The sequence below is a fragment of the Prevotella mikamonis genome (genome assembly GCF_055381405.1).
The window spans coordinates 146,961-173,675 of record NZ_AP035785.1; the positions used below are offsets into that span (position 1 = coordinate 146,961).

Consider the following 26,715-nt stretch of genomic DNA (forward strand, 5'->3'; position numbering starts at 1 on the left):
AAGATACTAAAACAGAATTATAATTCCAAATAACAGAGGGGTAAGAACGCCATACCTTGAAAGTTTGTTTTGTCGGATATTCCTGGGCAGTGGGTGTGCAGAATATATGATAAATATATTTGCAGATTATACCTATATTATTTATCTTTGTATGTAAGTATATATTAATCTCAATTATATGTCGATGCTTCAAGTTCAGAATCTATCGTTTGGCTATCATAATTCATCGTTCTTGTTTGATGATTTTTCCATGGAATTTACGCCCGGTCACATTCATGGATTGCTGGGTGTAAATGGTGTGGGCAAGAGTACGTTGCTCTATTTGATGGCGGGTTTGCTAACACCGCAGGCTGGTCAGGTCACCTTCAAAGGTGTGAATGTGCGGAAACGGTTGCCCATTACGATGTCCGACATCTTCATGGTGCCGGATGAGTATCGGTTGCCCAAGGTCACTCTCTCGCAATATATTCGTACCAACAGTGTGTTCTATCCGCGCTTTAGTGAAGCAGACATGAAGCAATATCTGCAAGTCTTCGGTATGACAGACGATGTGCGTTTGGGCGAACTATCACTTGGCCAGGGCAAGAAAGTTTTTATGAGTTTTGCCATGGCTGCCCATACACAAGTGCTGCTGATGGATGAGCCTACCAACGGACTCGATATTCCGGGTAAAGCACAGTTCCGTGAGTTTCTTCAGGCGGGCCGTACAGACGACAGTATCTTTGTCGTCTCCACCCATCAGGTGAAAGATGTAGAGCAGATACTCGACCATGTGTTGTTGTTGGAACGCAATAAGGTGCTGATAGATGCAGATGCTCAGGAAATTTCTGTGGGCGGTCAGCTCGATTTGGAAACGTTCTTCAATGAGCATGTCAACTTGCAAGGAAAGGAGAAACAACTATGAATAGTAAACAGAATAACTTCTCGTGGCCACGTTTTCGTGCCTATTTCGTGAAACTGTGGACCGAGCAGTGGCGCATCAATCTGCTGCGTTGGGGCATATTGTTTGGGGTAGGGACGGTATTGATGCTATGGGGTGGATTGACAACCTATCCTGCGGCGAATAAATATTTTGCCACTCATCCGGAAATAACAGGACGATATGACGATTTTATAGAGACTGTGATGGTCTGTGCTGTGCTTTTGGCTTTCGTTGTTATGGCCTTTTGGAGTTCGCAGGTAATAGCCGATGCCGTGAGCAAGGGCAAGCGTATAGCCATGCTTACGACACCGGTTACGCCGTTTGAGAATTGGTTGGTACGTTGGCTACTGGCTGTGCCTATACCTATTACTATATATACGCTGCTCTTTCAGGTGGCCGACTTGATTCGTGTCGGTCTCTGTGCTCCCCTCTTTCCGCATGTTCCTATTCGTCCGGTTTTCTTGTGGGCCACTCCCTATCTCTTTGGGAGTAATGATTTTGGGTGGACATTCCAGCTGGTTCTGCTTTGCAGTTCGCTTTTCCTGGTAGGCGGTATGTTCTTCCCGAAGCGTCCGGTTCTGAAGACCTCTATCACGCTGTTTATTCTTTTCTGGGTGTTCTTTATAGCCGGAGGCAGTATGTCTTCTTGGTTTGACACCGATGAAGCTGTACTCATGATAGTCTATCGAGTATTCTTGGGACTTTCCATTCCTTTCCTGTGGTGGCTCTCCTATGTGCGGTTCAAAGAGTTGGAAGTAATTTGATTTGAAAAAATATCAGCAATGAAAAATTCTACAATCTTAGTTTTTGCTTATATCATAGTTGCTTTCTTGGTATCTTTACTGGCACCGGCAGTTGTCAATATGTTTGCATACCGGCAGCCTGTCTTCGTCAATATTACAAAAATGACAGAGGAAAAGGTTATGCCTGTTATGCAGATAGAGTCGCAGGTAGATGCGTTGATAAAAGATAGTTTAGGTCTGAATATTCAGGTGGAAGTGTCTGTCACCGACAATCCGGCTCTGTGTAGGGTAAGTTATCCTGCTGATATAGTGGAGATTGTTTGTAAAGACGGCAAATTCAGTTATCGCTTCTCGCCTTTTTTCTTGCGTAAAGTCAAGGAGGGAATGGAATTCGTAGTATCTGATAAGGGGACGAAAGAACCGCCGTTGGTAGATGCTGACAGTGTAGTGGTGCTGACAGAAAACAATGTCGATAGAGCTAGGCTGATTGTTATCAAGGTTGTAACGACTGAGGCATTACATCAAGTCAGACTGCGAAATCAGGAACACTTGGTGTTGTCGCGTGCCGTTTTGCCTAAGTTGCTGTGCCATGTGCGGGCTGATATGGATGTGGAAAAAGATTCCAAGATAGGCCATCTGGTGTTGGAAGGTCATCCAAGTCTGAGAGTGAATGCCTGTGCAGTGGACACATTGGAACTTGAGTGTAGGCAAACAAGAGAATATGCAGAGTCCAATTATCAACTGTCTTGCAATGATGGTGGGTATATTCGAAACTTGATAGTGAATGGAAGTGGCGACGTGAATATCGGAGAAGATACCTGTATAGACCATATTACTGTAAATCCTGCTGCGCACGAAGTCATCAACTTGACGAGAGTTAACTATGTGGAGAGGAGTATAGTGCTGAAGTAAGAGTGAAGGTTTATATCGGGAAGTTTGTCAAAATGGCATACTTGGCTGTCATTATGGCTTATATCGTAGCTTGGTATGTTACTTGCAGAGTCTTTTACAGATTCAATAACAAGAACAAATTAAAGTAAAGGAGATAAGATTATGATGTACAGAAATTCATGGTTACCAGTTGTTTTCAATGATTTCTTTAACAACGTAGATATGCCTAAGGCCAACGCGACAGCTCCGGCCATCAATGTGAAAGAGTCAGATGTTCAGTATACGGTGGAACTGGCAGCTCCGGGCTTGTGTAAGGAAGACTTCGATGTGAATATCAATGCCGATGGCGACTTGACTATCAAGATGGAGAACAAGCGCAATGTGAAGGAGGAAAAGGAGCATTACCTGCGCCGTGAGTTCTCTTACGCCAAGTATGAGCAGACACTTATCTTGCCCGAAGACGTGGATAAGGAGAAGATTGCGGCTCGTGTAAACGACGGTGTGCTGACTGTAGACCTGCCCAAGGTAAAGCATGAGGAGCAGAAGATTGCCCGCCAGATAGAGATAGGATAACGGCTCCGGAGAATTTTCAATAGGTAAAATAGATTCCCCCAAGATGAAAGGAGTGGGGGAATAGGTATAAAAGGACAGAGGCGATGCTATGGCATCGCCTCTTTTTTATTGCAGTCTATTATTATTATGAGTAAGTAGAGATGGAAGAGAGGTCAGCTTTCGGAGTTAGCCAACAAAGATAACTACCATTCCCAGCCTGTAGGGGCGAATTGTATTCACCCTCTAGGGCAGTTTTCTCCATCACCCTCGAAACATCTACTTTTATCTCTTGTGTTTTTCTGTTTAAACACATGTTTAGTTGGTGAGTTTATAAGTTTCTGAACTATGCGACAAGGGGATTATTCCCTACACGCAGTTTGCAGGGAGGATACTATATAAGGCTTCGGATTTGGAGAGAATGCTGGAAGAGAAATATCAAGAACTAAAATGCCCTTTCATAACTGTAACTGTTTGAAACGATAGGCTTTGTATTTGTAGTTGATTCTTAATTAAGTGTATAAATAATTCCATCGTGCCTAATCATTAAACAAAAATTAAACGAACTATCAAAAATAATGATATCATCGACTATCGGATACCAAATATAATCAAAGTACTTAACGGCATCATCATATTTAAAAACGTCAATATTGTAGAAAGAATCCCAGCATACATACAAGTTGATTGGTAATGTTTTTATATTTAAATCATTTATCAAACGACCTAAATTAAATTCTGCGTCTTCGGCATTTGTAAAATTTATATAGTGTCCTTTATTCTGAATATAATTAAAAATATTCGTCCGCTCGTTTTCTTGTATCTTATATTTTGTACAAAAAGAAATAAAGGTATCATCACACTTCTTTTTTGAAAGTGTGATAAAATTAATATTTACCGTTTCATGGTCTTTTCTAAAGAAATCTAATTTAAATTGTTCCATGTATTGTTGCGTTTCAGGATGAATGCTTCGCCGAACAGAACATCACGTTTTCGTCCTTAGGCCACACTGTCTTTGGTTGCTATCGTCATCTTAAAGGCTATAATACTAATTTCCCTTTTTCCCACTGCTCTATAGTCATTTTAGCTGTTAACGAATGAATATTATTGCCACTTGCAATAGTTTGCAATATTTGCACGGCATTGCGTTCAAAAACAGGCAAAAGATATGTTGCAGCCCACATACGAGCACCAACAGATTCGCTATCTAGGAGTTTGGACAATAGCTTTAGGCTATTTGTCTCTTTTAAATAACGAGTACTTTTAGCTATTGCCTGATAGCTTTTGTTTGCTTGTGTGTAAGTACCAGCTTCTGTTGCTTCAGCATGCTTTATCGCAGCTTCTTCAAACCTCCTACAAGCAGTTTCTATTCTTTTTAAAGATTCCATCCGGATTTCTTTAATGTTTCAATTCGAAATTTATATTGAGCATAAAGTTACAACAAGATTCGCTAATCACAAAATTTGCAAAGACTTATCATTCGTCGAACTTACGTTAAATAGTTTTTTAGTTTCTTAGTTTGTAAGTTGATAAGTAAATGAGTTTAGGAGATTATCAACTCTCAATCATCAATTATCAATTTGCCCCTACACCCCTATATATTTAAGTATGCAGTGTGTTACAGTAGGACGCGGCATGCCGCGTCCCTACAGCTCACGAACTCTTCAACTCAAAAACTTGCAAACTAAAATAGCAAGTTCTTCAATATTTCCATGTTTCAGTTTCTTTTTAAAGTGGGTTATTCCTTTTTGTATTCAAAGAGATTATTGCTATTGAAGTTATCTTTAGTTACCACCCTTTTATCATAGAGTCTTCTTGTACGTATCTCATCAAATGTATTGTGTTTTGCTTCCGACCATTTTATGGCATAAATATAGCAAGTATCGTTAAGGAGGAATACGCTTGGATTAACAAATAACACAGCATTGGGTATTGCGAAATGCCCAATAATAGAATTGCTTAATACTGTTTCCAACTCTTTTGAATCAACTGGTATCTTGATTTCTTCATCTCGCTTACTCCAATATTTTTTATTAACAAGAGTATCTGACTCTGACAGCTCTATTAATAACGTATCATTTGTACTGTTTTTGATAAAAAAAGTTGTTTTTCTGTCCATAATACAAGAACATAATATAAACAGTAGTAACACTGATATAAAAAGAGAGCCCAAAGTTATTTTTTTTGTATTCATTATGATTAAATATGATTGTTAGTAAATAATATTTTCTAAATAAAAATAAGGCTGCTAATCATACCTATTCTTGTAATAGTTTGATATGGTTTCCTGTATTGAAAAAAGACCACAGGCTTCTACTATATTTAACATCATTACCCACCAAACATTTACCAATATTTTATTTTCCTTTTTGAGCGAGGCTTCTTACCTTTTGGGGTAACAAAATAACTCTTTGTCCAATTTCCTTTACCATCATAATTAGAATATAATATATGTAATTTATTCACTTCGTTGTTGGCATAGGGGACTATATCACTTAGAACTGACGTGCTATCTACTTTTTTAATTTCATCAGTTAATCGCCCCATTCTATCATAGGAATAGAATATGCTATCTGTTTCATTAAAATGCTTGGTTTTTAGAATCTTCTGTTTCTTTTCATTATAATAGTAGCAGACTTTTGTCATTTTTTTATTATTCCTTTGCCAAGCAGTTGCCTCTTCATTACTTAGCAACAAACCATCATCATATACAAAATTGTCAATGTATAATGATGCCGTATCTGAACCATTCATATACACTCTACGTTTATAACATACTCCCAAAGGAGAAAAAAAGTCTTCGTATTTTTTTACCAACTTAGGATACAAATCACTTATATTAGTTATTCTTATTGTCACAAGACTGTCCGTAACAATGTAATCATATATATGATCGGACTTCAACTCTTTTTTGTGAAATGCCTGTTCACGCATAAGATAGCCATGTCTATCGAAATAACAAACAACTCTCCATTTATCGTACATTGAGGTCGTTAATTTTTTGATTCCTTTACCATATATTTTATAATAATCAAATTCGGGATTCAAGGAATAGGCAGGAATAACAGTTCCCACAAATAAAAAGAAAAGATAAAATAAACTCTTCATATTGTACCTTTTTATCGTCTTTTTGGTGATGAATACAAATAGTACACTTATCATCAACAACTTAGGGGTGGGCTATTCTTATATAACCGCTATCATTCTTCCTTGCGATAATCTTTGCAATAAAATGAAAACATAAGTTTATTGACCTCTCTATTATAACGGAATCTCAATCGTATCAGGTAACTGTTCTTGATAATTTCTGTTGTATAATATTCATACAGGGGACCTTCGAAATCATAACTTTTTATATATCCAATCACACTATCAAAAGGACATGGCTTAGGCTTGATAAGATATACACTATCTACCAGACCTTTGGGATTGACCCAAAACTCTATGATAACAGAATCCTGCATAGTATATATTTGTTTTCGATATTTATTTCTAAGAAACATTGTCAATCGATGAATAAAAAAATCCCTTTTTTCACGAAATTCTACATCCTTCACTTCTGGTGGCAGTTCGTATACTTTCCATTCCTCCTTTGTAGAGTCTATGCCACATAGTGATGAACTGTTAGTGGAATGAACACAAGGTACTAAACTCAGGAAGTTTAATGACATAATAATAAACAAAAGTCTTCTCATCATATATTCTTATTTTTTAGGTTAACGAATTTCAACTTCTGGCAATATTATAAAAACAGAGCTAAAAGTTATTTCTTCATGCCCATGAATATCGCGGCAGGCAGCAATACACAAGATAACAAACGCTGATAACAGCAAGCTCTTCAGTATTTCCATGTTTCTATTCCTCTTAAAATTGATTGTTATACTTGATTTTGTTGGACGATTAAAATATTCAGGCTCTCTTATTTATTCTTCCTTGCGATAATCTTTGCAATAAAATGAAAACATAAGTTCATTGGCATTTTTATTATTACGGAATCTCAATCGCATCAGGTAACTGTTCTTGATAATTTCTGTTGTATAATATTCATACAGGGGACCTTCAAAATCATAACTTTTTATATATCCAATCACACTATCAAAAGGACATGGCTTAGGCTTGATAAGATATACGCTATCTACCAAACCTTTAGGATTTACCCAAAAGTCTATGATAACATAATCCTGCATAGTATTTATTTGTTTCTGATATTTGTTTCTAAGCAACATAGTCAATCGATCAATAAACAATTCACCTTTTTTACGAAATTCAACCTCCTTCACCTCTGGTGGCAGTTCGTATACTTTCCGTTCTTCCTTTGTAGAGTCTATGCCACATAGTGATGGACTATTAGTGGCATGAACACAAGGTACCAAACTCAGGAAGTTTAATGATATAAGTATAAACAAAAGTTTTCTCATCATATATTCTTATTTGATAGTAGGTCTACGAATTTCAACTTCTGGCAATATTGATATAAAAACAGAGCTAAAAGTTATTTCTTCATGCCCATGAATATCGCGACAGGCAGCAATACACAAGACAACAAACGCTGATAACAGCAAGCTCTTCAGTATTTCCATGTTTCAGTTTCCTTTAAAGTTAGTTATTATATTTAATACTATTCTATATTCCAATTATTTGAAGGGAGAATCCTCCCTTTTATGATAGTGGATTATTAAAAGCGTTCAGATATCTTTTATTGATATTTTCCAATGACATTTTTGTAATTGCTTTTCTGTGAACCGCAATCTTTTATAAAGTCTGTCTTTTCTGATTGTTGCCCAGCTGTGATGATTAAATGTACTGGCTGGTAATACCAAAATATCAATAATCTTCTGTTCATTTGATAATGCAGGATGCTCTCTTGTTCCTCCAACATTCGTTATATATTCCTCACCAACCTTTGTTGGGAATCCTAATAATATGGGTAATCTGTCTTGAGGTATCAGTCCTATACCATCATGATCCTGATAGATAAAGGTGGTTTCCTTCGTCTGATTACGGAAACTTAGACGTCCCCTTGGAGGGTCGATAAACAAGCAACTGCTACAAAATATTAAAAGAATCCACACTGAGCCTATAGCTAGGCAATATCTCTTCATCGTATCTTTTGTCATAGCAAATGTTTTTTTGAAATGATATTACTTGAGAACATCCGGTGTAATCATGACATTCCAGTCTTGGCGGTCTAATGCTTCGGCACTCCATGACATCTTCTTATATAGCTTACGTTTCCTAATCTCATCCCAGCTATACTCTTCTATTGTATTCTCTGTAAAAAAGTAGAAGATATATTTGAAGCCCTTCAGCTGCTCTACTGTTTTACCCCTATTATCATTCCAATACCAAACATCCCTTTCTGGAGAATAAAAATCTAAAGGGACAATCACTTTCGGTAAGCTATCTGCCATGCAACTGTCTATAAACAGATAGAAACTTGTTTCGCTTTCATTATGTATTGTTATAGTGTGAAACCTGTCCTCACCAAATATACAAGAAGAGAATACAAAAATAAACAGTAAATATATATATCGTACGTGCATAAAATACTTTTTTACCAGAAGATAGTCTTATTGTATTTATATGAAACAGTAGTCTGTGCTTATCCGACAAACTCGAAGCACAAAACAACGGAAAAGAATAGGGCATGTTTCATAGGCTACTGTTTTATGAAGTGCTAATATGTCCTCATGCGAGTGATGTTTCCAATCTAAAAACCTGTTATATCATGATACGATGCGAATATAGGAAAAATATTGATACGTTCCAAATGTTTATGAGTTTTTAAGTTTGTGAGTTTATGAGTTTGTAAGTTTGTAAGTTTGTGAGTTTAGGAAATTCTCAATCATCAATTCTCAATTACCAATTCCCAATTATCAACTCTCAATTATCAATTTGCCCCTACAATCCTATATATTTAAGCATGCAGTGTGTTACAGTAGGGACGCGGCATGCCGCGTCCGCAGGCAAGAAAAGCGAAACCTCTCCCCAGCCCTCTCCCAAGGAGAGGTTTCTACTATCGGGCTTGCGGTTATGGTTGTTTCCTGTATGTAGAGACGGTGTGTACACCGTCTCTTATGTTGTCTTGTAAGTAATCCATTACTGACTATGGAGACGGAGTACACTCCGTCTCTACCGTCATCCTATATTGATTGCGCCATGCAATTCCCCCCTATGGGCCTTGTTTGCGTCCGCAGACAAAGAAGTGGGGGAGATATGCAGAGTAATTGGGCGAATGCAATTCGCCCCTACATGCAGGGATGAAACTTACCCTCGGACGCGGCATGCCGCGTCCCTACAATCTTCTCAATTCCTACCTAGTCAATCATCAGCTCTTAATCATCAATTTGTCCCTACAACTCACAAACTCACAAACTCACAAACTCATCAACTCACAAACTTACAAACTTACCAACTCAATATGCTCTTCTGTCTAAACACATCAAATCGACATGTTACAGAGACATACCTGTCAACTTACAGGGGGCAAGGTATCTCTAGGGACGACTATCCTTCCCCGTACCGTCTCGCTTTGCGAACGTCTCGTATGGCGGATACATCTTTACATCCTTCATTGCCTCGGTAGGGGGATAGGTTAATACCCAATTACAGTGTTTTAGGTCCTCTAGGCTTAAATCATATCTAGCCAAAAAGTAAATCTTGGCATCAGGATTCTTTTTTTCGAGTTTTTCAGCATCAAACACAAATACCATTAAGGTATCGCTCGGAATTCTTTTATACCCTTTATACTCTTTGAAAGCCGCTTCGTATGTGTCATGTGGGTGTAAGGAAATTGCTTCATTGTTTAGACTATAAGGGTCTACTCTGTAAATCTCAGGTTGTCTAAGCACATACAAATGGTTTACAGTAGTATCCGGATAATTTATTTCTTCAACTACATACAGTTTCGACGCTATGCTGTTATAAAAAGTAATACGATGATGATGATTCTCATCTTCAATAGGTCTACAGCTGATAAATATACAGAGCAGCAATAGTTTAGATATAAACAGACTATGTTTCATTATTTCATTGTTTTAATTCTAATACATTAAGTATGATTGATATAGAAGTATGACCAAATGCAATATCTGCCCATCCCAAAGACATTATACCATTTCTCAGTACGGCCTGATTTTCGGGGCTATCAATGGATTTTGTCCTGTTATACCCTATGATAGGATTATTTTTAAAATCCCATCTGGGGCTAAAAATATTATTGTATTCATTGTTTTTCTCGAAATTAGGAACATGTTTAGAGAAATATTTGAATGCCCTAATGTTTGCATCCTGCTCCGTGGCATGATAGCTGTGATTGCTCTTGCTTGCTGCGTCAATAGCACTTGGAATAGCATAGCGTTGCAGATAGAAGAGGCCTGCCCATTGACTCTGAAGATAATGTCCATATTCGTGTTGGAACAACGAATTATTAGGGTCGGCTTGTAATCCTCTTTGCCCGTTTACGAAACTACCTAATGTAAATGCTCCCCATCCTTCACTATAGTATTCAATAGCAGTAGCTCCACCATAATAGGATACGCCTTTCACCCCATAAAGAGTATTTTGAACGCTTCCTGCAAGATGTCCTAAGCCTGTTTGAGGAAGTTCCCAAGTCAATCGAGACAAAATCTGTCCTATATTTCCCTTGACTAACCCCATATCTATTTTGAAAGCCATTCTGGTAGAATGCCAGTTACTGCTATTTGACCAAGCGTTAAATCCTTGATCCCAAACCTTTATAAAACTATTGACTACAAAATCTTTGACAGCATTAATGATAGTAAAGATGAAGAATTCCCCGTTCTTATCCACATACTTCAACGGATTGTTCAGGCAATAGCTGTACCTATTGAAGCTCTGTGTGAAGTCGGGCATCTGCACGTAGGGGGCGGGACTGAGGAATCGGCCCAGCATCGGGTCGTACAGGCGGGCATTCATATTGATAAGACCGAACCAGCGCAGATGTTCATGCCCGGTATAGCCACGACCTAAAAACAGTTCCGGCTCTTTGCCTTGCTCATATATCTCTTGCGATTGCGGATGGCGCAGGCGTCCCCAAGCATCGTAACTCAGTTCCTGCTTCAACGTGCCGTCGGCATTGGCTATATGGGTGATACTGCCCTGACAGTCTCGACAGATATAGTAGAGCTTCCACGCACCGCCCTCCTTTACATATACAGCCGGAGCATCGTAGGCGTCGCCATACAGGTAGAGACGCTCCACGCCTTTAGGCCCGTCCAACTCGTATTCGTCGTCAATATAGTAGCGTGTAAGCAACTCTTGATTGCCCTGCACTACCTTCATCTTCACGCGGTTGCCATCGGTGTTGTAGACGAGTGTTGCCGTGATGCCATTCTCCACGATACTGTCAGGACGCTGGAAAGAGTTGTAATGCAGGTGTTGCTCCCTCGGTGTGACGGTCGGCGAACTCGGAGTGAACGCCGTTACCTGATAAGGCCTGCTGCTATTGCCGTAACCCAATGTTCCGGCATTGGGCATCACCGTGAGATTCCCTTTCTCGTCGAAATCAATACCCTTTCCCGTCATCACCTGCAATCTGTTCAGATTGTCATAGACAAACGTCTCTTCAAGGTTTCGACGATTGTCTTTCCTGCTACTCAGCGAGCCTATCTTCGCATTGAACTGAAAGGAGAAACTCTGTATATTACCGGCTGTCCTGCCTGTGGGTAGCCCAAAAGCATCGTAGCTGTATGTACGGGCCAACGCTCCCGTTACGGCCTTTGTCGGTTGTCCCAGACCGTTTTCCTCTGTCAGCTTCCATATACTGGTCGTATTGTTCAGTTTCACTTCTGTGTTATGCCCATTGGCATACACGTAATTCTCCGTACAGATGCCACCCTTTTGCGAAGTATATTGTATGCTGGCAAGGTTGCCGTTGGCATACTTATAGCTCTTTGAGAGGAACACACCGTCGGGTACGTCCGTGCGTGCTGTGGCTATACGTCCGTAGGCATCATACGTATAGCTGACAGCCGTTCCGTTATTGGATTTGACTGTAGACAAATCTCCGCCTGCATTATACCGATACTCCGTATTCAGCTCATCCCGCTTCGATTCCAGGAGACGCCCATACTTGTCGTACTTGGATGTTATCATATGTCCGTTTGGCTCCCTGGTCAGGAACGTGCGACTGCCATCCGAAGCATACGATTCTGAGAAATATTGCTTTCCGACACTGGGGTCGTCTATGATAAGGCGACGGCCAAAATTGTCATAGCTGAACGAAGTCACGGCGTTACCCGGAGCAACAATCCTGGATGGTTGTCCGTCTGGCCTGATCTCGTAGGTGATAATGCCTCCGGGGTCTTCCGCCTTCACCACAGCTCCCAGCTGGTCAAAGGTCCTGGTAGTGGTGATTCCGTCTTTCGTCTCCATCGTCCACAGTCTGCCATAGTGCCAGGCCGACGTTTTGCCCGAAGCTTCCGTCAGGCCGACCGGGCGGTTATACGCGTCATAGGAATAGGTATTCCAATGGCTGGCTGTCTCTCCTCTGAATGGGAGCGACACTTTCTCCAGCCGTCCACGCTGGTCGTACACACGGTCCACGAACTGCCATTGCCCGTCGAACCGCTGACTGCCTTTCCTTATCTCTCGGTCCAGTGCATCGTAATGTATCGTCGTGGCAGGTTTGCCGGTATCCAGACCGGAAGGCATACTCCGTCTGGGTCTCAACTTACGATGAGCGGAAGACGTATCGGGAGCATTGTTTACCTTCTTCGGCCCCTCATAGGTAATAGGACCGAAATCAAACGGTCTGCTTTTATAATAACAGACTGTATCATTGCCCATGCCAGACCTTATAGTGTCGGTTGGCATGACGAAGCTGCTATCCGGCAGAGTCGTCTGTTGCGCATATAAAGACGGTATTATAAATGTAAGACCAACAGACAGACCTACATAGCGCAAATGACGATGATTCATAGTCCAGGGTGTTTTGGTTACTGCTTGATGATTTTCCAACTACTCGATTGCCCATATAAAGTAATCCGCAGGATATAGATACCTCGTGGATACTTCGTCATGTCTATGGCAGTAGATTGTGTTAAGGGTTTATTCACTTCAAGAACGCTACCTCCTGGATGGTAAAGGGAATAGGTAGCAGACGAAGATGAATCAAACTGAGAGATAGAGACAGTTAATTCTGTTTGTACGGGATTGGGCCAGATTTTTATCTGGCGGTCTGACAACATTTCCCGGAAACTCATGGAATCAGTGTGATGAGACTGCGACTTCACAGCCCGTGACTTCAGAACTATAACACGACTTACACGATTGCCTGCCTGGTCATAAGCGTATGACATGGTAGACTGTGCCTGGCTGGCAAAAGCAAAGCACAGAAGCATGAAAATGAATAGATCTCGTTTCATAGGCTACTGTTTTTATTAGACCGTAATATTTATTGAAATATGATAGTGTCTATGACCTGAAAAGATACTACTTCATGATACGATGCGAATATAGGAAAAATATTGATAAGTTCCAAATGTTTATGAATTTTTAAGTTTGTGAGTTTAATTGTCAATTCTCAATTCTCAATTCTCCCCTACAATCCTAATATATATAAGCATGCAGTGTGTTACAGTAGGGACGTGGCATGCCGCGTCCCTACAATCTTCTCAATTCCTACCTAGTCAATCATCAGCTCTTAATCATCAATTTGTCCCTACAACTCACAAACTCATCAACTCAAAAACTAATAAACTCACACTCAAAATACTGCAAGGGCGTGGCAGCATCGCTGCAAAGCCCGAACAGTATTGCTGCGGAGGCCAAACAGCATCGCTGCCAAGGCTTTGCAGTATTTGATGTGTAGGATAAGCGAAATGTAAGTCGGTGTGTATTCAAACAAAACAACGAGGATTCCTCCATATCGGAAGACTCCTCGTTGAGGCTACAAGTGATCCCGTTGGGATTCAAACCCAAGACCTTCAGAACCGGAATCTGACGCTCTATTCAGCTAAGCTACGGGACCTTGTTGTGATAGCGTTGCAAAAGTAGGGAAAAAAAATGAATTACCCAAATCCCTATACTGAAAAAGCAGAAAGACAGGATGGATTGTGTCAGAAAGTGAAGTTGGCGGGCATGGATGGTTAACAGAATTCTGTAATCGCGGGTTTCTGTCGATACAAAAAGATAGGAATAGAAAAGTATTCCTGTCTTTTTGCAGATTTTGTACGGATAATACTTGTGTTTTAGCTATATAAGCCTTATCTTTGTGGCCTAAAAGAAGACGATAAAAGAAAAGAATATGGCTAAATTAATCAAACCGGAAGGGTATAAGGCATTGCTCGACATGAGACAGACCGAGCAGGGTATTAAGCTCATTAAAGAGTTTTTCCAGCAGAACCTGGCCACGGAATTGCGTCTGCGTCGTGTCACAGCACCGCTTTTCGTGCTGAAGGGGCTTGGTATCAACGACGACCTGAACGGTGTTGAACGCCCTGTGGCATTCCCTGTCAAGGATTTGGGAGATGCCCAAGCAGAGGTGGTACACTCATTGGCCAAGTGGAAGCGGTTGGCTCTGGCCGAATACAAGATAGAACCGGGATACGGCATCTATACGGATATGAATGCCATTCGTGCCGACGAGGAGCTGGACAACTTGCATTCGCTCTATGTAGACCAGTGGGACTGGGAGGCCGTTATCACTCAGGGACAGCGCAATGTAGCTTTCCTGAAGGATGTGGTGCACCGTATCTATGCGGCCATCTTGCGCACGGAGTATTTGGCTTGTGAGACTTATTCTCAGCTGAAACCGTTCTTGCCTGAAGAGATACACTTCGTACACAGCGAAGAATTGTTGCAGATGTATCCCGACAAGACGCCGAAAGAGCGCGAAGATGCTATCTGTGAAAAGTATGGAGCGGTGTTTATCATCGGTATCGGTGCGCGGTTGAGCAACGGCGAGAAGCACGATGGGCGTGCTCCTGACTATGACGACTGGTCGACAATGGGCGAGGATGGCAAGCCGGGACTGAATGGCGATATATTGATATGGTATCCAGTGCTGGGGCGCAGCTTCGAGTTGTCGTCTATGGGTATTCGTGTTGACAAGGAGAGCCTGAAGAGACAGTTGGCGCTCGAAGGCAAAGAAGACCGCGAAAAACTGTATTTCCACCATCAGTTGCTGACCGACCAGCTGCCGTTGAGTATCGGTGGCGGTATCGGACAGAGCCGTCTTTGTATGGTCATGCTGCACAAGGCGCATATCGGGGAAATCCAGGCCAGCATCTGGCCAGACTCTATGCGCGAGGAATGTAGGCAGGGGGGAATGCCGCTTATCTAGGCTTTGAGGATATAAAACGAACGCGGACAATCTCGTAGGAAGATTGTCCGCGTTTTGTATGTATCGTAGTGGGCTAGGTCAACTCTAGGTCCAAGGTCGCACAAAGTTTCTCCATAGCCGGGTATTTGCGTCTCACCTCGTCATAGATTTCGCGTTTGGTCAGTACCTTTGTCACCTCTTCGGCCTTGGCCAGGCGTAGGGTGAGTTCGATGTTTCCATTGTGCAAGGCCTGCGCCATCGTCACCTTGATGCGCGACTTGATGTCTTGTATCTGGTTCAGCAGTATCTGGTTGTCTACGATTACCTCGATGTTGGGGTAGTCGGTGATACGTGGCCGCATGTTTTTCATGCGTGAAGCCATGCCCGTGAGCGACTGCGGCATGCGGTTGCACATGGACAGCCACTGCAATTCCAGGTCTTCTTGGCTGAACTCGTTGTGCTCGTGGCTATTGGTAATGGTAATCTCTTGTTCGGCTATCTTGTCCGGACCGTTTCTCAACTCCTTGAATGTGAAGCCCAATTTGTTCAGTTTGATGCGCGGCTTCGGAGTAGTAGGTGAACTTTCGGGGGTGGCATGGGCCGTCTCCGTGGGCTTTGGTGTCTCGTTGTGGAGCTGTGTGGCTACCTTTGCTCTGTCCGTTCGCCATGCTCCACCAGTATTCGTTCCAACCCCGGCTACCTGCGATGCCGGTTTAGGTGTGGAAGAAATCAATTTCTTAAACAGGGATTTTAATCTGTGAGGGCTACGCCCCGCGCCAGCATCTTCATCGGCCGGCTGGGTGAGTTGCGCCACCTGAATCAGCGTAAGTTCTACGAGCAGACGCTTGTTGCTGCTCTGTCGATAGTTGACGTCACACTGATTCATCAGTTTTAGTGCGTTGTATAGGAATCGGGTGGGGCACTTAGCTGCCTGCTCCTGATAATGTCTGCGCTGTTGTTCGCTTGCTTCGAGCAGTGGAATGGTCTGATTATCCTTGGCCATGAGTACGTTGCGTACGTGGCTGGCCAGTCCGATGATGAAGTTGCCGCCGTCGAATCCCTTGCTGATAACGCTGTTGAGCAGTACCATGATGTCGCTCACTTTGTTCTCGATGGCCAAGTCTATCACCTTGAAATAATTCTCGGTATCGAGTACGTTCAAGTCTTCGAGTACCTTTTCGTACGTCAGGTTTCCCATGCAGAAGCTGGCTGCCTGATCGAAGATAGACAGGGCATCGCGCATACCGCCGTCGGCTTTCTCGGCAATAATCTCCAGTGCGCGTTCTTCGTAGGTGATGCCTTCTTTCTCTGCCACCATCTTCAGGTGGTCGATGGTATTGGAAACGCTCATTCGTTCGAAGTCGTATATCTGGCAACGGCTCAGGATAGTAGGCAGAATCTTGTGTTTCTCGGTCGTTGCGAGAATAAAGATGACATGCGAAGGAGGCTCTTCCAGTGTCTTCAGGAAAGCGTTGAAAGCTGCGGTGCTGAGCATGTGTACCTCGTCGATGATGAACACTTTGTAGCGTCCTACTTGCGGTGGGATGCGTGTTTGTTCCATCAATGCCTTGATATTTTCGACGGAGTTGTTGCTCGCAGCGTCCAGTTCGAAGATGTTGTAAGAGCGTTGTTCGTTGAACGAACTGCAACTTTCGCACTCGTTACAAGCCTCTCCGTCCTCACGTGGATGCTCGCAGTTGATGGCTTTGGCAAAGATGCGGGCGCACGTGGTCTTTCCTACGCCACGCGGACCGCAGAATAAATAGGCGTGTGCTAGCTTACCGCTCTTCACCGCATTCTTCAATGTCGTGGTCAAAGCAGATTGCCCTACCACGGAGTCGAAGCTCATAGGGCGGTATTTACGCGCCGAAACGATGTATTCTTCCATCTCGTTTTAGGTTTTACAGTGTTTTGCAAAGATACGTTTTTTATCTGAGAAGACGGCAATAAGCCATGAGATAAAGATGCCGATAGGATAAAATGAGTGAGGAAAGAGGTGGGATTAAAACACAAAACCCAGGTTGATGTGGAAGTAGAGTTGGTCTGTTTTGTTGGAGAAACCGATGCTTGCACCGAGTGGTCCTAGCATACTGTTGTAGTAATAAGATGCCTGATAGCCCATCATCGGGCCGCGGTCGAGCAGCCCTTTCAGTTTCTTGGCATGCTGAGCGCCCGTTATCTTTAGCATCACATAGTTGTTGTCGGCTATGCGTTGCTGTAGTTTCAGCTGTAAGGCGATGAATTGATTGTCGGTAAACTCTACATACCCCATGCCGGCAAAGGGCATCTGACGGTCGAAGTAATGCGAGTCCCAGTCGCCACCGATGCTGTTTTGCTTCACGCCCGGTATATCCGAACCAAACAACAGTCGCCCATAGAGCATCGGTTGCAGGGTCAGTCGGCTGTTCAGGGGGAATGCCCAACGCCACGAAGCATTCAGTGCGCTGAAGCCCAGATGCCCTTGATAGCGTGCGAAGTCGTCGGTATAGTATCCATAGCCGGCTTCCATATTGGCACCACGGGAAGGAAAATACCAGTTGTTCTCGGAGTTGTAGGTCACGTGGGCGTGGTAGCTTAGAAGATGAAGGTGGTGAAGGGCGGAGATACCGGAGACGATGTCCTGGTTAGACAGGATGTTGTGGATGTTGTAATAGTCAAAGTGTGGACCGATGGTCACATTGAAATTACGGATATTGAAATCAAAGATATTCAGGCGAACGGAATGTTGATTGTAGGTAAAGTTGAAAATCCTGTCTCCCCGTTCGTTCACGTTGATGTCGTTATGTTGGAAGATATAGGAGAGCATCATGCGTCCCCAAGAGTAGGGATGAATAGAGAAATCGCCCCTTGCCATGATACGTTTGCCGAGCCGCACGGTGAAATCGGCCGTCATAGGAATGCTCTTGCTCTTGATGAAGAAGCCCGCATTGGCTTGCAGCGCCACTATCTCTTCGGTATCGAAGCGCACTCCTAAGTTCAGTTTTGTGGCTTTCTTGGTGTTTGCCACGACGTGTATGTCGTAGCTGTTGCCGGCTTGTTGATAGGCCACGTCAGCATCGTCGTAGTATAAATCCATGCGCATAGTGTTCACAATCTCATCCATGTCGGCCGTTGTGATGCTGTCGCGCCGGTTGAGTCTGTATTGCCGTTCGAGATAATTACGGTCGGATGCGTCCACGCCTTCAAAGCTGATGCTTCCCAGCTTCATCCTGTCGGGCAGGGGAGAGGCGTGTTGCAGGTTCTTAGCTGTGGGGCGGTAGTGGGGCGGCAATCCCAGTTTGGTTTTTAAGGCAAGCAGTTGTTCCCACTGTCTCATGGCGTCGGCTTCGCCTCGTGCTATCAAGGTGTCGATGGCAGCGTGGGTAAAACTGGCAGCCGAATAGCCGGTGGTATTGGCTTTGATAAGCACATCGGTATTGGTAATGTTCTCATCATACTTGTTCTTGCAGTTCACATCGACTATCTGACTGAGCACGGCAGCTCCGTTCGTCAGGTCGTCTGCGGTCTTCGGAGCACCTTGTACGGTCACTCCTATCACGTAGTCAGCCCCCATTCGGCGGGCAATATCTACCGGATAATTATTGCGAAGACCGCCGTCGACCAATACCATATTGCCCTTTCTGACAGGAGAAAATACCCCTGGAATGGCCATGCTGGTACGCATAGCCTCGGCCAATACGCCGTGATGGAAGTCGTATTCGGTGTTGTCTACGATGTTCGTAGCCACGCAGGCAAAGGGAATCGGGAGTTGGTTGAAGTCTATGGAGTCGCGATAGGCAGATGTCAGTTGGGCAAAGAGTTTTGAAAGATTCTTCCCACGGATGATTCCTGCGACATTGGCAGACCTCTTAGAGAAAATCATGTCGCGTGTCAAGAGGTAGACATTCTGTTTCTTTCGGTTGTCGATGCTGCTACTGCTGACGTCTACCTTGTCTGAAAGTACGAACGACCAGTCTTGCTCTCTTACCAGTGAGTCGAGCGTATGGGCATCGTAGCCCACTGCATAGAGCCCACCGATGATACTGCCCATAGATGTACCGGTGATGATGTCGACTGGGATGCCGGCCTTTTCTATCACCTTGAGCGCACCGATATGGGCCATTCCCTTAGCTCCACCCCCCGACAGGACGACAGCTACTTTAGGTCGCTTCTTGCTGACAGGCTGCCCCCATAGGGCAGCGCATGCAGTTGTCAAGACCAGAAGTAGTGTGAGTCGTCGCATGGTATGGTGGGTTTAGATGATGCTATTCGTGAGTGGCAAAGCGTTGTTCGGCCATTTGTTCGTACTTCGTACCGGGTCGTCCGTAGTTGGCATAGGGGTAGATACTGATGCCCCCGCGCGGTGTGAAGATGCCCGTCACCTCTATATATTTAGGCTCCATCAGTTTGATGAGGTCTTTCATGATGGTGTTGACACAGTCTTCATGGAAGTCGCCGTGGTTTCTGAAGCTGAAGAGATAGAGTTTCAGACTCTTGCTTTCCACCATCCTTTCGGCTGGCACATACGATATTCGAATCTCTGCGAAGTCGGGCTGGCCGGTGATGGGACATAAAGAAGTGAACTCAGGGCAGTTGAACCTGACCCAATAATCGTTCTCCGGGTGCTTGTTTTGAAATGTCTCTAGCACTTCGGGAGCATAGTCCATGCGATAGTGGGTTGCAGCACCCAGTGCCTGCAACCCCTCTTCTTCGCGTTTATCTTGTTGTTTGATTGCTTGGTTTTCCATACTTCTGTAATCTGTCTTTAGATACTCAGCAGTTTGAACACGTTATAGTTGATGCCGTCATCGTAGGCATCTTCGCCCTCATGTTGTTTGACGGCACGTACGATACGGATGGTCAAAGGCAATGCCACGACTTCGTACAGCGTTTTGAGAATCACCTGTCCTATCATCAGCACGGGCAGTTCATTGGTAGGAACGATGCCTGAGAGGGCCAAGGGGAAGAAGATAACTGAGTCTACACTCTCGCCGAACACCGTACTTAGGATGGCACGGGCAGAGAAGTTCTTGCCTCTCGACGATATTTTCATGCGACTCATCACATAAGCATTGACGAACGAACCGCATAAGAAAGCGATGAACGAAGCGGCAGCGATACGAGGTGCCAGGCCGAATACGGCGTGGAAGCCGGCATCATTGGTCCAATAAGGAGCGCCGGGAATCCAGTCGCAGAGTGCGCCGAGCGTCACGAAGAAGAAGTTCATGGCAAATCCTATCCATATCAGCAGGCGTGCCTTGCCATATCCCCACACCTCGCACACACAGTCGTTGATGATGTATGAGACAGGGAAGACGATGAGTCCGCCGGTCAGGCTGATTGCACCCGTGGTGTAACCACCGGGTAATGTGAAAGGACCTAATGCAATTTGCTTTGTTTCGAGTACGTTTGCCGCAATCAGGCAAACGCAAAAGAGGATGCTGAAAAGCATAAACAGCACACTCACCATGTTACGTTTTTTTTCCATTTTCTTGTTTTTTACGAGGTTTACCAAGCACTCGGTTCTTATTTAAGAGGTTGCAAAGTTAATTAAAATCAGCGACATGGACAAGCAAAAATGCGTTTATCGCATCTATACCTGTCGCATGTCGCTGTATGGATAGTTTTGTAGCCTTTTCTTGCAGAGGACTTATACCACCTGATAGAGCAGATAAGTCAGATAACCAATGAACGTGGCTGCGAGGACAGCACCCTCCCATCGCGCAATGGTATATTTGGTAAAGGAGAACAGCCACAGCATAATCATGGCTACTACCATCACAGATAGATCGGTCGTGGTGATGCCCTGAATCATCATCGGCGATATGATGCCCGTGATACCCAGGATGGCGAGGATGTTGAACACGTTGCTGCCAAGCACGTTGCCGATAGCAATACCACTTTGGCCCTTGCGTGCCGACACCACACTGGTGGCGAGTTCGGGCAGCGAAGTACCGCCTGCCACGATTGTCAATCCTATCACGGCGTCGCTCACGCCCAATGTATGTGCCACATTGGTAGCTCCGTCGACGAAAATGTTGCTGCCTACGATAAGGCAAGCCAGGCCCAATAACAGGAATCCCACGGCCTTCCACACGTTCATGGGCTGCTTGGCTAGTTGCTCAACGGCGTCGTTTTCGGTTTTCGCCCCTTTCAGTGTGGCATACATGAAAATGCCGAATAGAACTAGTAAGATGATGGCGTCGATGCGCGAAATGTCGCCGTCCATGCACATCATCAGCAATACGACGGATGCCACGAGGGCAAACGGGATATCTTTTTTTACTGTAGAGTGCAGGATGGTCATGGGAGCAACCATCGCGGCTGTGCCCACGATGAGCAGCGCATTGAAGATATTGCTGCCCACAATGTTGCCTACAGCCAAGTCGGGTGTACCCTTCAGGGCCGACACCAGGCTCACGCAAAACTCTGGCATGGACGTTCCCATAGCCACAATCGTAAGTCCGATAACGATTTGGGGTATATTCATTCTCTCGGCCAACGCCACTGCGCCGTCGGTCAGACGGTCGGCTCCCCACAGCACCAGTACGATGCCCGCGAGGATAAAAACAATGTTCAGTATCATAATGTCGGCAAAATTAGGCAAAAAACCTGATATTAAAAACTTACTAACTCAAAAACTCGCCAACTCATCAATTTGCCTATTCTACTGCAAGGCCTCGGCAGTGTTGCTGTTTGGGCTTGGCAGCAATGCTGTTAGGCCCTTGCAGCGATGCTGCGAAGCCTTTGCAGTAAATCGGGTTTTGCCATTTTTATATTTCTAAGTTTTGAAGTTAGCAGATTTTTGTGTATGTTTGCAGTAATATATGTATAAAGACGATTTTAGCAAATGGAAATAACCGAAAGATTTATCAATTACACCAAGTTCGACACCCAGTCGGCCGAAGATTCAGAGACCGTGCCGAGTACGGCGAAACAATTAGAGTTTGCCAAGTATCTGGCAAAGGAATTGGAGAATGAAGGACTCAGCGATGTGGAGATGGACGACATGGGGTACATCTATGCCACGCTGAAAGCCAATACCAAGAAGAAGCTGCCGACTATCGGTTTCATCTCTCATTACGATACAAGTCCCGATGCCAGTGGCTACGGAGTGAAGGCGCGCGTCATCAAGAATTACGACGGTAAGGACATAGAGCTGTCGCCGGGCATCATCTCAAGTACTGAGAAATTTCCCGAACTGCTGGAGCATAGGGGAGAAGACATCATCGTCACCGACGGAACTACGCTGCTGGGAGCTGACGACAAGGCCGGTATAGCCGAGATAGTACAAGCGATGTGCTATCTGCGTGACCACAATGAAATCAAGCACGGAGACATCCGTGTGGGCTTCAATCCCGACGAGGAAATCGGTATGGGTGCTCATCATTTCGATGTAGAGAAGTTTGGGTGCGACTGGGCCTATACGATGGACGGCGGCGATTTGGGCGATTTGGAATACGAGAACTTCAATGCGGCCGGCGCCAAGGTGTTTATCAAGGGTGTGAGCGTGCATACCGGATATGCCAAGGGCAAGATGGTGAATGCCAACCGATTGGCCTGTGAGTTTAACAGCATGATTCCGGAGACCGACTTACCCGAAACGACCGAAGGCTATCAGGGTTTCTACCATCTGCTGGGCATAGAGAGTCGCACGGAAGAAGCAAAGCTGAGCTACATCATCCGCGACCACGACCGCGATAAGTTTGAAGACCGCAAGGATTTCATGGAGGACTGCGTGAAGCGCATGAACGAGAAATACGGCGAGGGAACGGTACGCATAGAGCTGAAAGACCAGTATTACAACATGAAGGAGAAGATTGACCCGAACATGCACGTCATTGATATTGTGCTGAAAGCCATGCAGGAAAGCGGTGTAGCACCGAAGGTAGCTCCTATACGTGGAGGTACGGACGGTGCACAGCTTAGCTTCAAGGGCTTGCCATGTCCCAACATCTTTGCCGGCGGTGTGAACTTCCACGGTCCTTATGAGTTTGTCTCTGTACAGGTGATGGAGAAGGCTGTCGACGTCATCGTGAAGATATGCGAGATTACGGGAAACTATGAGGATTAATCAAGAGAACTATTTATAGGCAAGCAAGGAGCTGAATGAGCGTGTATCGCTTGTTCAGCTCCTTTTAATATCGAAAACTTTTATGGCCGAACTGCCACACCTTATAGCCGACCTAGCCTTGATATTGGTCGTAGCCGGCTTTGTTATACTGCTGTTCAAGAAGTTGCGCCAACCCCTCGTGTTGGGCTATATTCTTGCCGGATTCCTCGTCTCGCCCCATATGCCCTACACCATGTCGGTGGTGGACAAGGCCGACATACAGACCTGGGCCGACATCGGAGTATTGTTCCTCCTGTTTGCTTTGGGATTGGACTTCTCTGTGAAGAAAATCCTGAAGATGGGGCTGGCGCCGGTGATAGCCTCGCTCACCATCATCTTCTGTATGATGTTGCTGGGTATCAACGTCGGTCATGCCTTCGGGTGGGATAAGATGGACTGTATCTTCTTGGGCGGAATGCTGGCCATGTCGTCTACCACCATTATATATAAGGCATTCGATGATTTGGGATTTCGGCAGCAGAAATTTGCCGGACTGGTGATGAGTGTGCTCATTTTGGAGGATGTATTGGCCATCGTATTGATGGTGATGCTGAGCACGTTGGCCAGCGGTAGCAATCCCGATGGGGAAGAGCTGTTCGGCTCGTTGTTCCGTATTGGTTATTTCCTGGTACTTTGGTTTGTAGTGGGGTTGTTTGTCATACCCAGTTTCCTGCGCAAGACGCGCAAGCTGATGAATGGTGAGACACTGGTCATTGTGGCTTTGGGACTGTGCTGCCTGATGGCTGTCATCTCTACACAGGTGGGGTTCAGTAGTGCGTTTGGTGCATTCGTGATGGGCAGTATCTTGGCTGAGACGGTAGAAGCCGATAAGATTATCCGCGTGGTAGAACCCATCAAAAACCTCTTCGGAGCTATATTCTTCGTCTCCGTGGGCATGCTGGTAGACCCCGTGGTGATGATGAAATATGCCGTTCCAATCGTGGTGTTGGTGCTGGCCATTCTCATTGGTCAGGGCGTTTTCGGTACATTTGGCTTTCTGCTTAGCGGTCAGTCGCTGAAAACGGCCATGCGATGCGGTTTCTCTATGGCGCAGATAGGTGAATTTGCCTTCATTATCGCTTCGCTGGGACTGTCGCTAGGTGTGATAAGCAAATTCCTCTATCCGGTGGTGGTGGCTGTATCAGTGATTACAACTTTCCTTACGCCGTATATGATGCGGGCTGCCGAACCCTGCTATGCGCTGATAGAAAGACGACTGCCCAAGCGTTGGTTGCGACGTCTGGACCACTTGAGTGCAGGCAGTCATGCGACTAATGAGACTGGAACATGGAAACGACTGCTGCGGAAACAGTTTGTGAGTACCGTCATCTATGGCACGCTGTCGGCCGCATTGACCGCTATGATGCTCACTTTTTTCTTGCCTTTTGTACGCCAGCTGTTGCCCCACTGGTGGGCAAACGGGGTGTGCGGTGTGCTGACGGTGGCCCTGATTTCGCCTTTCTTGCGTGCGTTGGTGATGCGACACTTTCATAGCGACGAGTTCAAGTTGCTGTGGACCGAGAACCGAATCAATCGCTTGCCGTTGCTGTTCACGAGTCTGGTGAAGGTGATTATCGCATCGAGCTTCATCTTCTATATCTGTAACTACCTGACGAGATTTACAGACGCGCTGATGATAACGATTGCCGTGTCTGTGATTATTTTCATGATATTGTCGCGATCGTTGAAGCATCGCAGCATCAGACTGGAACGACTGTTCATCCAAAACTTGCAGTCGCGCGACATAGAAGCCCGTGTACAGGGACGCAAGCGTCCGCTCTTCGAGGGTCATCTGCTAGACCGTGATATTCATATTGGCGACGTTGTCGTGCCTGAAGATTCGATATGGGCCGGCCGGTCGCTTCGCCAATTACAGTTTCGCAATCGGTTTGGCGTACACGTGAGCAGTATCTTGCGTGGTAGGCAGCGACTGAATATCCCTAACGGTGACATGATAATCTTCCCTGGCGACAAGATTCAGGTGATTGGCAACGACGAGCAGTTGCACAATTTCTCTGCGGCGATGAAAGGCGAAGTGGTGCCCGAAGATGTCGAGATAGAGAAACGCGAGATGAAACTGCGCCAACTGGTGATAGGGAAAAACAGCTGTCTGGCTGGGAAAACCTTGAAGGAAAGCGGTATCCGCGACCGTTACAACTGCATGGTGGTGGGAGCTGAGCAAGGCCAGCAGGCACTGACGGTTGTCAATCCGACTCATGTTTTCGAAGTGGGCGATGTGGTCTGGGTGGTAGGCGAGGAGTCGTCGCTGCAAAAATTGATGGAGCTGGGATGAGATAAGGCTGTTACTGCCTGTAAGACAGAGATTTAACATGCTTTAGGTTTTTAAGATGCAAGGTTCTGTAGTTTGTGCATTTACTGTTTGAGTACTCACCTACAAATAAGTATTAACGCAAAAAACAGAATGGATATGAAAACGACTAATACTGTCTTCAGACTAATCAAGAAGGCTAATGGGATGAAAGTAACAGGATTGTTATCTTTATTGGCGGTGGTAATGGCGTCGATGCTGGTGTCTTCGTGCGATATGGACGACGATGACAACAGGGTGCTTAACAGCTATGTAGCCAACGCTGTGGTGACTATTAAACCCATGAACGATGGAAAAGAATTTTTTATCTGGGTGACAGACAAGAAAGGGGGAGTTGCCAGTAACATCACGAAGTCGCCTTTTGGTGGCAAAGAAGTGCGCGCGCTGGCCAATCTTCGCGACGACGGATTGAACAAGAGTGGTGTCCAGCAGTTTTATGTGAACTGGTTGGATAGTATCAGAACCAAGCCGGCCGTGAAGACCTTGGGAGAAAAAGAAGACATGGTCAAGTTTGGAAACGACCCAGTAGAAGTAGTGCAAGACTTTACAACTGTGGCCGAGGATGGTTATCTGACGTTGAGATTCCGCACGTTGTGGGGTGTAAAAGGTAAAAAACAGCATGTGGTAAGCCTTGTGACAGGAACGAATCCAAAAGATCCATACGAGTTAGTATTCCGTCATCATGCGCATGGAGATACGAAAGGAACTGCTGCCGATGCGCTTGTAGCCTTCAGACTGGCCGAGATTGACAGCATCGCTAAGGCACAAGGAAAGAAAGAAGTGAAGTTGAAATTGACTTGGAAGTCGTTTGCCGGTCAGAAGAGCGTGAACTTCAGCTACCGCGTGCGAGACGACAATCTTTATAAATAGGTGCAACTGACAGAGAAACAGCAAGAACTACAC

The 26,715-nt window shown here is 44.8% G+C and carries 26 protein-coding genes and 1 tRNA gene; 8 read left to right on the forward strand and 19 right to left on the reverse strand.

Translation table 11 applies throughout. The annotated features are described in order from the left end of the window. The first annotated feature begins 184 nt into the window (after window positions 1-184). The 4 genes from ACZ42L_RS00565 to ACZ42L_RS00580 all read left to right on the forward strand — a co-directional run bounded on the left by ACZ42L_RS00565 (window position 185) and on the right by ACZ42L_RS00580 (window position 3,129). On the forward strand, window positions 185-904 hold the full coding sequence (locus ACZ42L_RS00565; protein WP_464716962.1) for an ABC transporter ATP-binding protein: 720 nt from the start codon (window positions 185-187) through the stop codon (window positions 902-904). Next, a complete protein-coding gene (locus ACZ42L_RS00570) occupies window positions 901-1,686 on the forward strand; it encodes a hypothetical protein (RefSeq protein WP_464716334.1) in 786 nt (261 codons plus the stop codon). The genes ACZ42L_RS00565 and ACZ42L_RS00570 overlap by 4 nt, the downstream gene beginning before the upstream one ends. Window positions 1,687-1,704: 18 nt before the next feature. Next, complete coding sequence (locus ACZ42L_RS00575; protein WP_464716335.1) at window positions 1,705-2,577, forward strand: hypothetical protein; 873 nt, start codon at window positions 1,705-1,707, stop codon at window positions 2,575-2,577. Between the two features lie 144 nt (window positions 2,578-2,721). After that, window positions 2,722-3,129, forward strand: coding sequence for an Hsp20/alpha crystallin family protein (locus ACZ42L_RS00580; protein WP_464701615.1), 408 nt, complete (start codon window positions 2,722-2,724; stop codon window positions 3,127-3,129). Window positions 3,130-3,613: 484 nt separating this feature from the next. Here the strand turns inward: ACZ42L_RS00580 and ACZ42L_RS00585 are convergent, their stop codons facing one another. From ACZ42L_RS00585 to ACZ42L_RS00650, 14 genes are all read right to left on the reverse strand, one after another. Next, window positions 3,614-4,048 (reverse strand): hypothetical protein, encoded by a 435-nt coding sequence (locus ACZ42L_RS00585; RefSeq protein WP_464716336.1) that lies wholly within the window; start codon window positions 4,046-4,048, stop codon window positions 3,614-3,616. A gap of 97 nt (window positions 4,049-4,145) precedes the next feature. Further along, window positions 4,146-4,493 (reverse strand): hypothetical protein, encoded by a 348-nt coding sequence (locus ACZ42L_RS00590; RefSeq protein WP_464716337.1) that lies wholly within the window; start codon window positions 4,491-4,493, stop codon window positions 4,146-4,148. 350 nt (window positions 4,494-4,843) lie between these two features. Beyond that, window positions 4,844-5,299, reverse strand: a complete 456-nt coding sequence (locus ACZ42L_RS00595; protein ID WP_464716338.1) for a hypothetical protein — start codon at window positions 5,297-5,299, stop codon at window positions 4,844-4,846. Window positions 5,300-5,451: 152 nt separating this feature from the next. After that, window positions 5,452-6,213: a hypothetical protein gene (locus ACZ42L_RS00600; RefSeq protein WP_464716339.1), complete on the reverse strand. Its 762-nt coding sequence runs from the start codon at window positions 6,211-6,213 to the stop codon at window positions 5,452-5,454. 92 nt (window positions 6,214-6,305) lie between these two features. Beyond that, the gene (locus ACZ42L_RS00605) at window positions 6,306-6,803 is read right to left on the reverse strand and encodes an energy transducer TonB (RefSeq protein ID WP_464699780.1); all 498 of its coding nucleotides are present in this window, start codon (window positions 6,801-6,803) and stop codon (window positions 6,306-6,308) included. 18 nt (window positions 6,804-6,821) lie between these two features. Continuing rightward, on the reverse strand, window positions 6,822-6,956 hold the full coding sequence (locus ACZ42L_RS00610; RefSeq protein ID WP_464699782.1) for a hypothetical protein: 135 nt from the start codon (window positions 6,954-6,956) through the stop codon (window positions 6,822-6,824). A gap of 72 nt (window positions 6,957-7,028) precedes the next feature. Next, window positions 7,029-7,526 carry a hypothetical protein gene (locus ACZ42L_RS00615; protein ID WP_464699786.1) on the reverse strand — a complete coding sequence of 166 codons (498 nt, stop codon included), beginning with the start codon at window positions 7,524-7,526 and terminating at the stop codon, window positions 7,029-7,031. Between the two features lie 6 nt (window positions 7,527-7,532). Next, window positions 7,533-7,685 carry a hypothetical protein gene (locus ACZ42L_RS00620; protein WP_464703093.1) on the reverse strand — a complete coding sequence of 51 codons (153 nt, stop codon included), beginning with the start codon at window positions 7,683-7,685 and terminating at the stop codon, window positions 7,533-7,535. Between the two features lie 105 nt (window positions 7,686-7,790). Further along, window positions 7,791-8,222 carry a hypothetical protein gene (locus tag ACZ42L_RS00625; protein ID WP_464716340.1) on the reverse strand — a complete coding sequence of 144 codons (432 nt, stop codon included), beginning with the start codon at window positions 8,220-8,222 and terminating at the stop codon, window positions 7,791-7,793. 24 nt (window positions 8,223-8,246) lie between these two features. Next, window positions 8,247-8,516: a hypothetical protein gene (locus tag ACZ42L_RS00630; RefSeq protein ID WP_464699789.1), complete on the reverse strand. Its 270-nt coding sequence runs from the start codon at window positions 8,514-8,516 to the stop codon at window positions 8,247-8,249. 1,086 nt (window positions 8,517-9,602) lie between these two features. Next, window positions 9,603-10,130: a hypothetical protein gene (locus ACZ42L_RS00635; protein ID WP_464699793.1), complete on the reverse strand. Its 528-nt coding sequence runs from the start codon at window positions 10,128-10,130 to the stop codon at window positions 9,603-9,605. Between the two features lie 4 nt (window positions 10,131-10,134). Further along, entirely contained in the window at window positions 10,135-13,047 is a 2,913-nt protein-coding gene (locus ACZ42L_RS00640; RefSeq protein WP_464716341.1) for an RHS repeat domain-containing protein, read from the reverse strand. 17 nt (window positions 13,048-13,064) lie between these two features. After that, window positions 13,065-13,493 (reverse strand): T9SS type A sorting domain-containing protein, encoded by a 429-nt coding sequence (locus ACZ42L_RS00645; RefSeq protein WP_464716342.1) that lies wholly within the window; start codon window positions 13,491-13,493, stop codon window positions 13,065-13,067. A 531-nt stretch (window positions 13,494-14,024) separates the two neighbouring features. Then, window positions 14,025-14,098: transfer RNA gene (locus ACZ42L_RS00650), tRNA-Arg, on the reverse strand. A gap of 276 nt (window positions 14,099-14,374) precedes the next feature. Between ACZ42L_RS00650 and asnA the strand changes: the two genes are divergently transcribed. Next, window positions 14,375-15,412: an aspartate--ammonia ligase gene (gene asnA / locus ACZ42L_RS00655; RefSeq protein ID WP_464699799.1), complete on the forward strand. Its 1,038-nt coding sequence runs from the start codon at window positions 14,375-14,377 to the stop codon at window positions 15,410-15,412. A gap of 73 nt (window positions 15,413-15,485) precedes the next feature. On the opposite strand, the gene ACZ42L_RS00660 is transcribed toward asnA, so the two are convergent. The 5 genes from ACZ42L_RS00660 to ACZ42L_RS00680 form a co-directional block, all read right to left on the reverse strand. Beyond that, window positions 15,486-17,279 carry a DNA polymerase III subunit gamma/tau gene (locus tag ACZ42L_RS00660; protein WP_464716343.1) on the reverse strand — a complete coding sequence of 598 codons (1,794 nt, stop codon included), beginning with the start codon at window positions 17,277-17,279 and terminating at the stop codon, window positions 15,486-15,488. A 114-nt stretch (window positions 17,280-17,393) separates the two neighbouring features. Continuing rightward, complete coding sequence (locus ACZ42L_RS00665; RefSeq protein ID WP_464716344.1) at window positions 17,394-19,613, reverse strand: patatin-like phospholipase family protein; 2,220 nt, start codon at window positions 19,611-19,613, stop codon at window positions 17,394-17,396. A gap of 22 nt (window positions 19,614-19,635) precedes the next feature. Further along, complete coding sequence (gene queF / locus ACZ42L_RS00670; RefSeq protein ID WP_464699803.1) at window positions 19,636-20,118, reverse strand: preQ(1) synthase; 483 nt, start codon at window positions 20,116-20,118, stop codon at window positions 19,636-19,638. Window positions 20,119-20,135: 17 nt separating this feature from the next. Next, window positions 20,136-20,858 (reverse strand): queuosine precursor transporter, encoded by a 723-nt coding sequence (locus ACZ42L_RS00675; protein WP_464699805.1) that lies wholly within the window; start codon window positions 20,856-20,858, stop codon window positions 20,136-20,138. A gap of 162 nt (window positions 20,859-21,020) precedes the next feature. Next, window positions 21,021-21,956, reverse strand: a complete 936-nt coding sequence (locus ACZ42L_RS00680) for a calcium/sodium antiporter (RefSeq protein WP_464716345.1) — start codon at window positions 21,954-21,956, stop codon at window positions 21,021-21,023. A 264-nt stretch (window positions 21,957-22,220) separates the two neighbouring features. Here ACZ42L_RS00680 and pepT point away from each other — a divergent pair, with 264 nt between their 5' ends. The 3 genes from pepT (at window position 22,221) to ACZ42L_RS00695 (ending at window position 26,682) form a co-directional block, all read left to right on the forward strand. Next, window positions 22,221-23,444 carry a peptidase T gene (gene pepT, locus ACZ42L_RS00685; RefSeq protein ID WP_464703102.1) on the forward strand — a complete coding sequence of 408 codons (1,224 nt, stop codon included), beginning with the start codon at window positions 22,221-22,223 and terminating at the stop codon, window positions 23,442-23,444. 82 nt (window positions 23,445-23,526) lie between these two features. Continuing rightward, entirely contained in the window at window positions 23,527-25,776 is a 2,250-nt protein-coding gene (locus ACZ42L_RS00690) for a cation:proton antiporter (protein ID WP_464716346.1), read from the forward strand. A 135-nt stretch (window positions 25,777-25,911) separates the two neighbouring features. Further along, window positions 25,912-26,682, forward strand: a complete 771-nt coding sequence (locus tag ACZ42L_RS00695) for a NigD-like protein (RefSeq protein WP_464716347.1) — start codon at window positions 25,912-25,914, stop codon at window positions 26,680-26,682. The last annotated feature ends 33 nt before the right edge of the window (window positions 26,683-26,715 follow it).

Excerpts from the sequence above, each read along its gene's own strand:
- ACZ42L_RS00645 (WP_464716342.1), bottom strand. The coding sequence starts at position 13,493 with ATGAAACGAGATCTATTCATTTTCATGCTTCTGTGCTTTGCTTTTGCC.
- ACZ42L_RS00585 (WP_464716336.1), bottom strand. The coding sequence starts at position 4,048 with ATGGAACAATTTAAATTAGATTTCTTTAGAAAAGACCATGAAACGGTA.
- ACZ42L_RS00680 (WP_464716345.1), bottom strand. The coding sequence starts at position 21,956 with ATGATACTGAACATTGTTTTTATCCTCGCGGGCATCGTACTGGTGCTG.
- asnA (WP_464699799.1), top strand. The coding sequence starts at position 14,375 with ATGGCTAAATTAATCAAACCGGAAGGGTATAAGGCATTGCTCGACATG.
- ACZ42L_RS00580 (WP_464701615.1), top strand. The coding sequence starts at position 2,722 with ATGTACAGAAATTCATGGTTACCAGTTGTTTTCAATGATTTCTTTAAC.
- ACZ42L_RS00630 (WP_464699789.1), bottom strand. The coding sequence starts at position 8,516 with ATGGCAGATAGCTTACCGAAAGTGATTGTCCCTTTAGATTTTTATTCT.
- ACZ42L_RS00640 (WP_464716341.1), bottom strand. The coding sequence starts at position 13,047 with ATGAATCATCGTCATTTGCGCTATGTAGGTCTGTCTGTTGGTCTTACA.
- ACZ42L_RS00610 (WP_464699782.1), bottom strand. The coding sequence starts at position 6,956 with ATGGAAATACTGAAGAGCTTGCTGTTATCAGCGTTTGTTATCTTGTGT.
- ACZ42L_RS00565 (WP_464716962.1), top strand. The coding sequence starts at position 185 with ATGCTTCAAGTTCAGAATCTATCGTTTGGCTATCATAATTCATCGTTC.
- ACZ42L_RS00595 (WP_464716338.1), bottom strand. The coding sequence starts at position 5,299 with ATGAATACAAAAAAAATAACTTTGGGCTCTCTTTTTATATCAGTGTTA.
- ACZ42L_RS00690 (WP_464716346.1), top strand. The coding sequence starts at position 23,527 with ATGGCCGAACTGCCACACCTTATAGCCGACCTAGCCTTGATATTGGTC.
- ACZ42L_RS00620 (WP_464703093.1), bottom strand. The coding sequence starts at position 7,685 with ATGGAAATACTGAAGAGCTTGCTGTTATCAGCGTTTGTTGTCTTGTGT.
- ACZ42L_RS00590 (WP_464716337.1), bottom strand. The coding sequence starts at position 4,493 with ATGGAATCTTTAAAAAGAATAGAAACTGCTTGTAGGAGGTTTGAAGAA.
- ACZ42L_RS00575 (WP_464716335.1), top strand. The coding sequence starts at position 1,705 with ATGAAAAATTCTACAATCTTAGTTTTTGCTTATATCATAGTTGCTTTC.
- ACZ42L_RS00695 (WP_464716347.1), top strand. The coding sequence starts at position 25,912 with ATGAAAACGACTAATACTGTCTTCAGACTAATCAAGAAGGCTAATGGG.
- pepT (WP_464703102.1), top strand. The coding sequence starts at position 22,221 with ATGGAAATAACCGAAAGATTTATCAATTACACCAAGTTCGACACCCAG.
- ACZ42L_RS00635 (WP_464699793.1), bottom strand. The coding sequence starts at position 10,130 with ATGAAACATAGTCTGTTTATATCTAAACTATTGCTGCTCTGTATATTT.
- ACZ42L_RS00600 (WP_464716339.1), bottom strand. The coding sequence starts at position 6,213 with ATGAAGAGTTTATTTTATCTTTTCTTTTTATTTGTGGGAACTGTTATT.
- queF (WP_464699803.1), bottom strand. The coding sequence starts at position 20,118 with ATGGAAAACCAAGCAATCAAACAACAAGATAAACGCGAAGAAGAGGGG.
- ACZ42L_RS00665 (WP_464716344.1), bottom strand. The coding sequence starts at position 19,613 with ATGCGACGACTCACACTACTTCTGGTCTTGACAACTGCATGCGCTGCC.
- ACZ42L_RS00660 (WP_464716343.1), bottom strand. The coding sequence starts at position 17,279 with ATGGAAGAATACATCGTTTCGGCGCGTAAATACCGCCCTATGAGCTTC.
- ACZ42L_RS00675 (WP_464699805.1), bottom strand. The coding sequence starts at position 20,858 with ATGGAAAAAAAACGTAACATGGTGAGTGTGCTGTTTATGCTTTTCAGC.
- ACZ42L_RS00570 (WP_464716334.1), top strand. The coding sequence starts at position 901 with ATGAATAGTAAACAGAATAACTTCTCGTGGCCACGTTTTCGTGCCTAT.
- ACZ42L_RS00615 (WP_464699786.1), bottom strand. The coding sequence starts at position 7,526 with ATGATGAGAAAACTTTTGTTTATACTTATATCATTAAACTTCCTGAGT.
- ACZ42L_RS00625 (WP_464716340.1), bottom strand. The coding sequence starts at position 8,222 with ATGACAAAAGATACGATGAAGAGATATTGCCTAGCTATAGGCTCAGTG.
- ACZ42L_RS00605 (WP_464699780.1), bottom strand. The coding sequence starts at position 6,803 with ATGATGAGAAGACTTTTGTTTATTATTATGTCATTAAACTTCCTGAGT.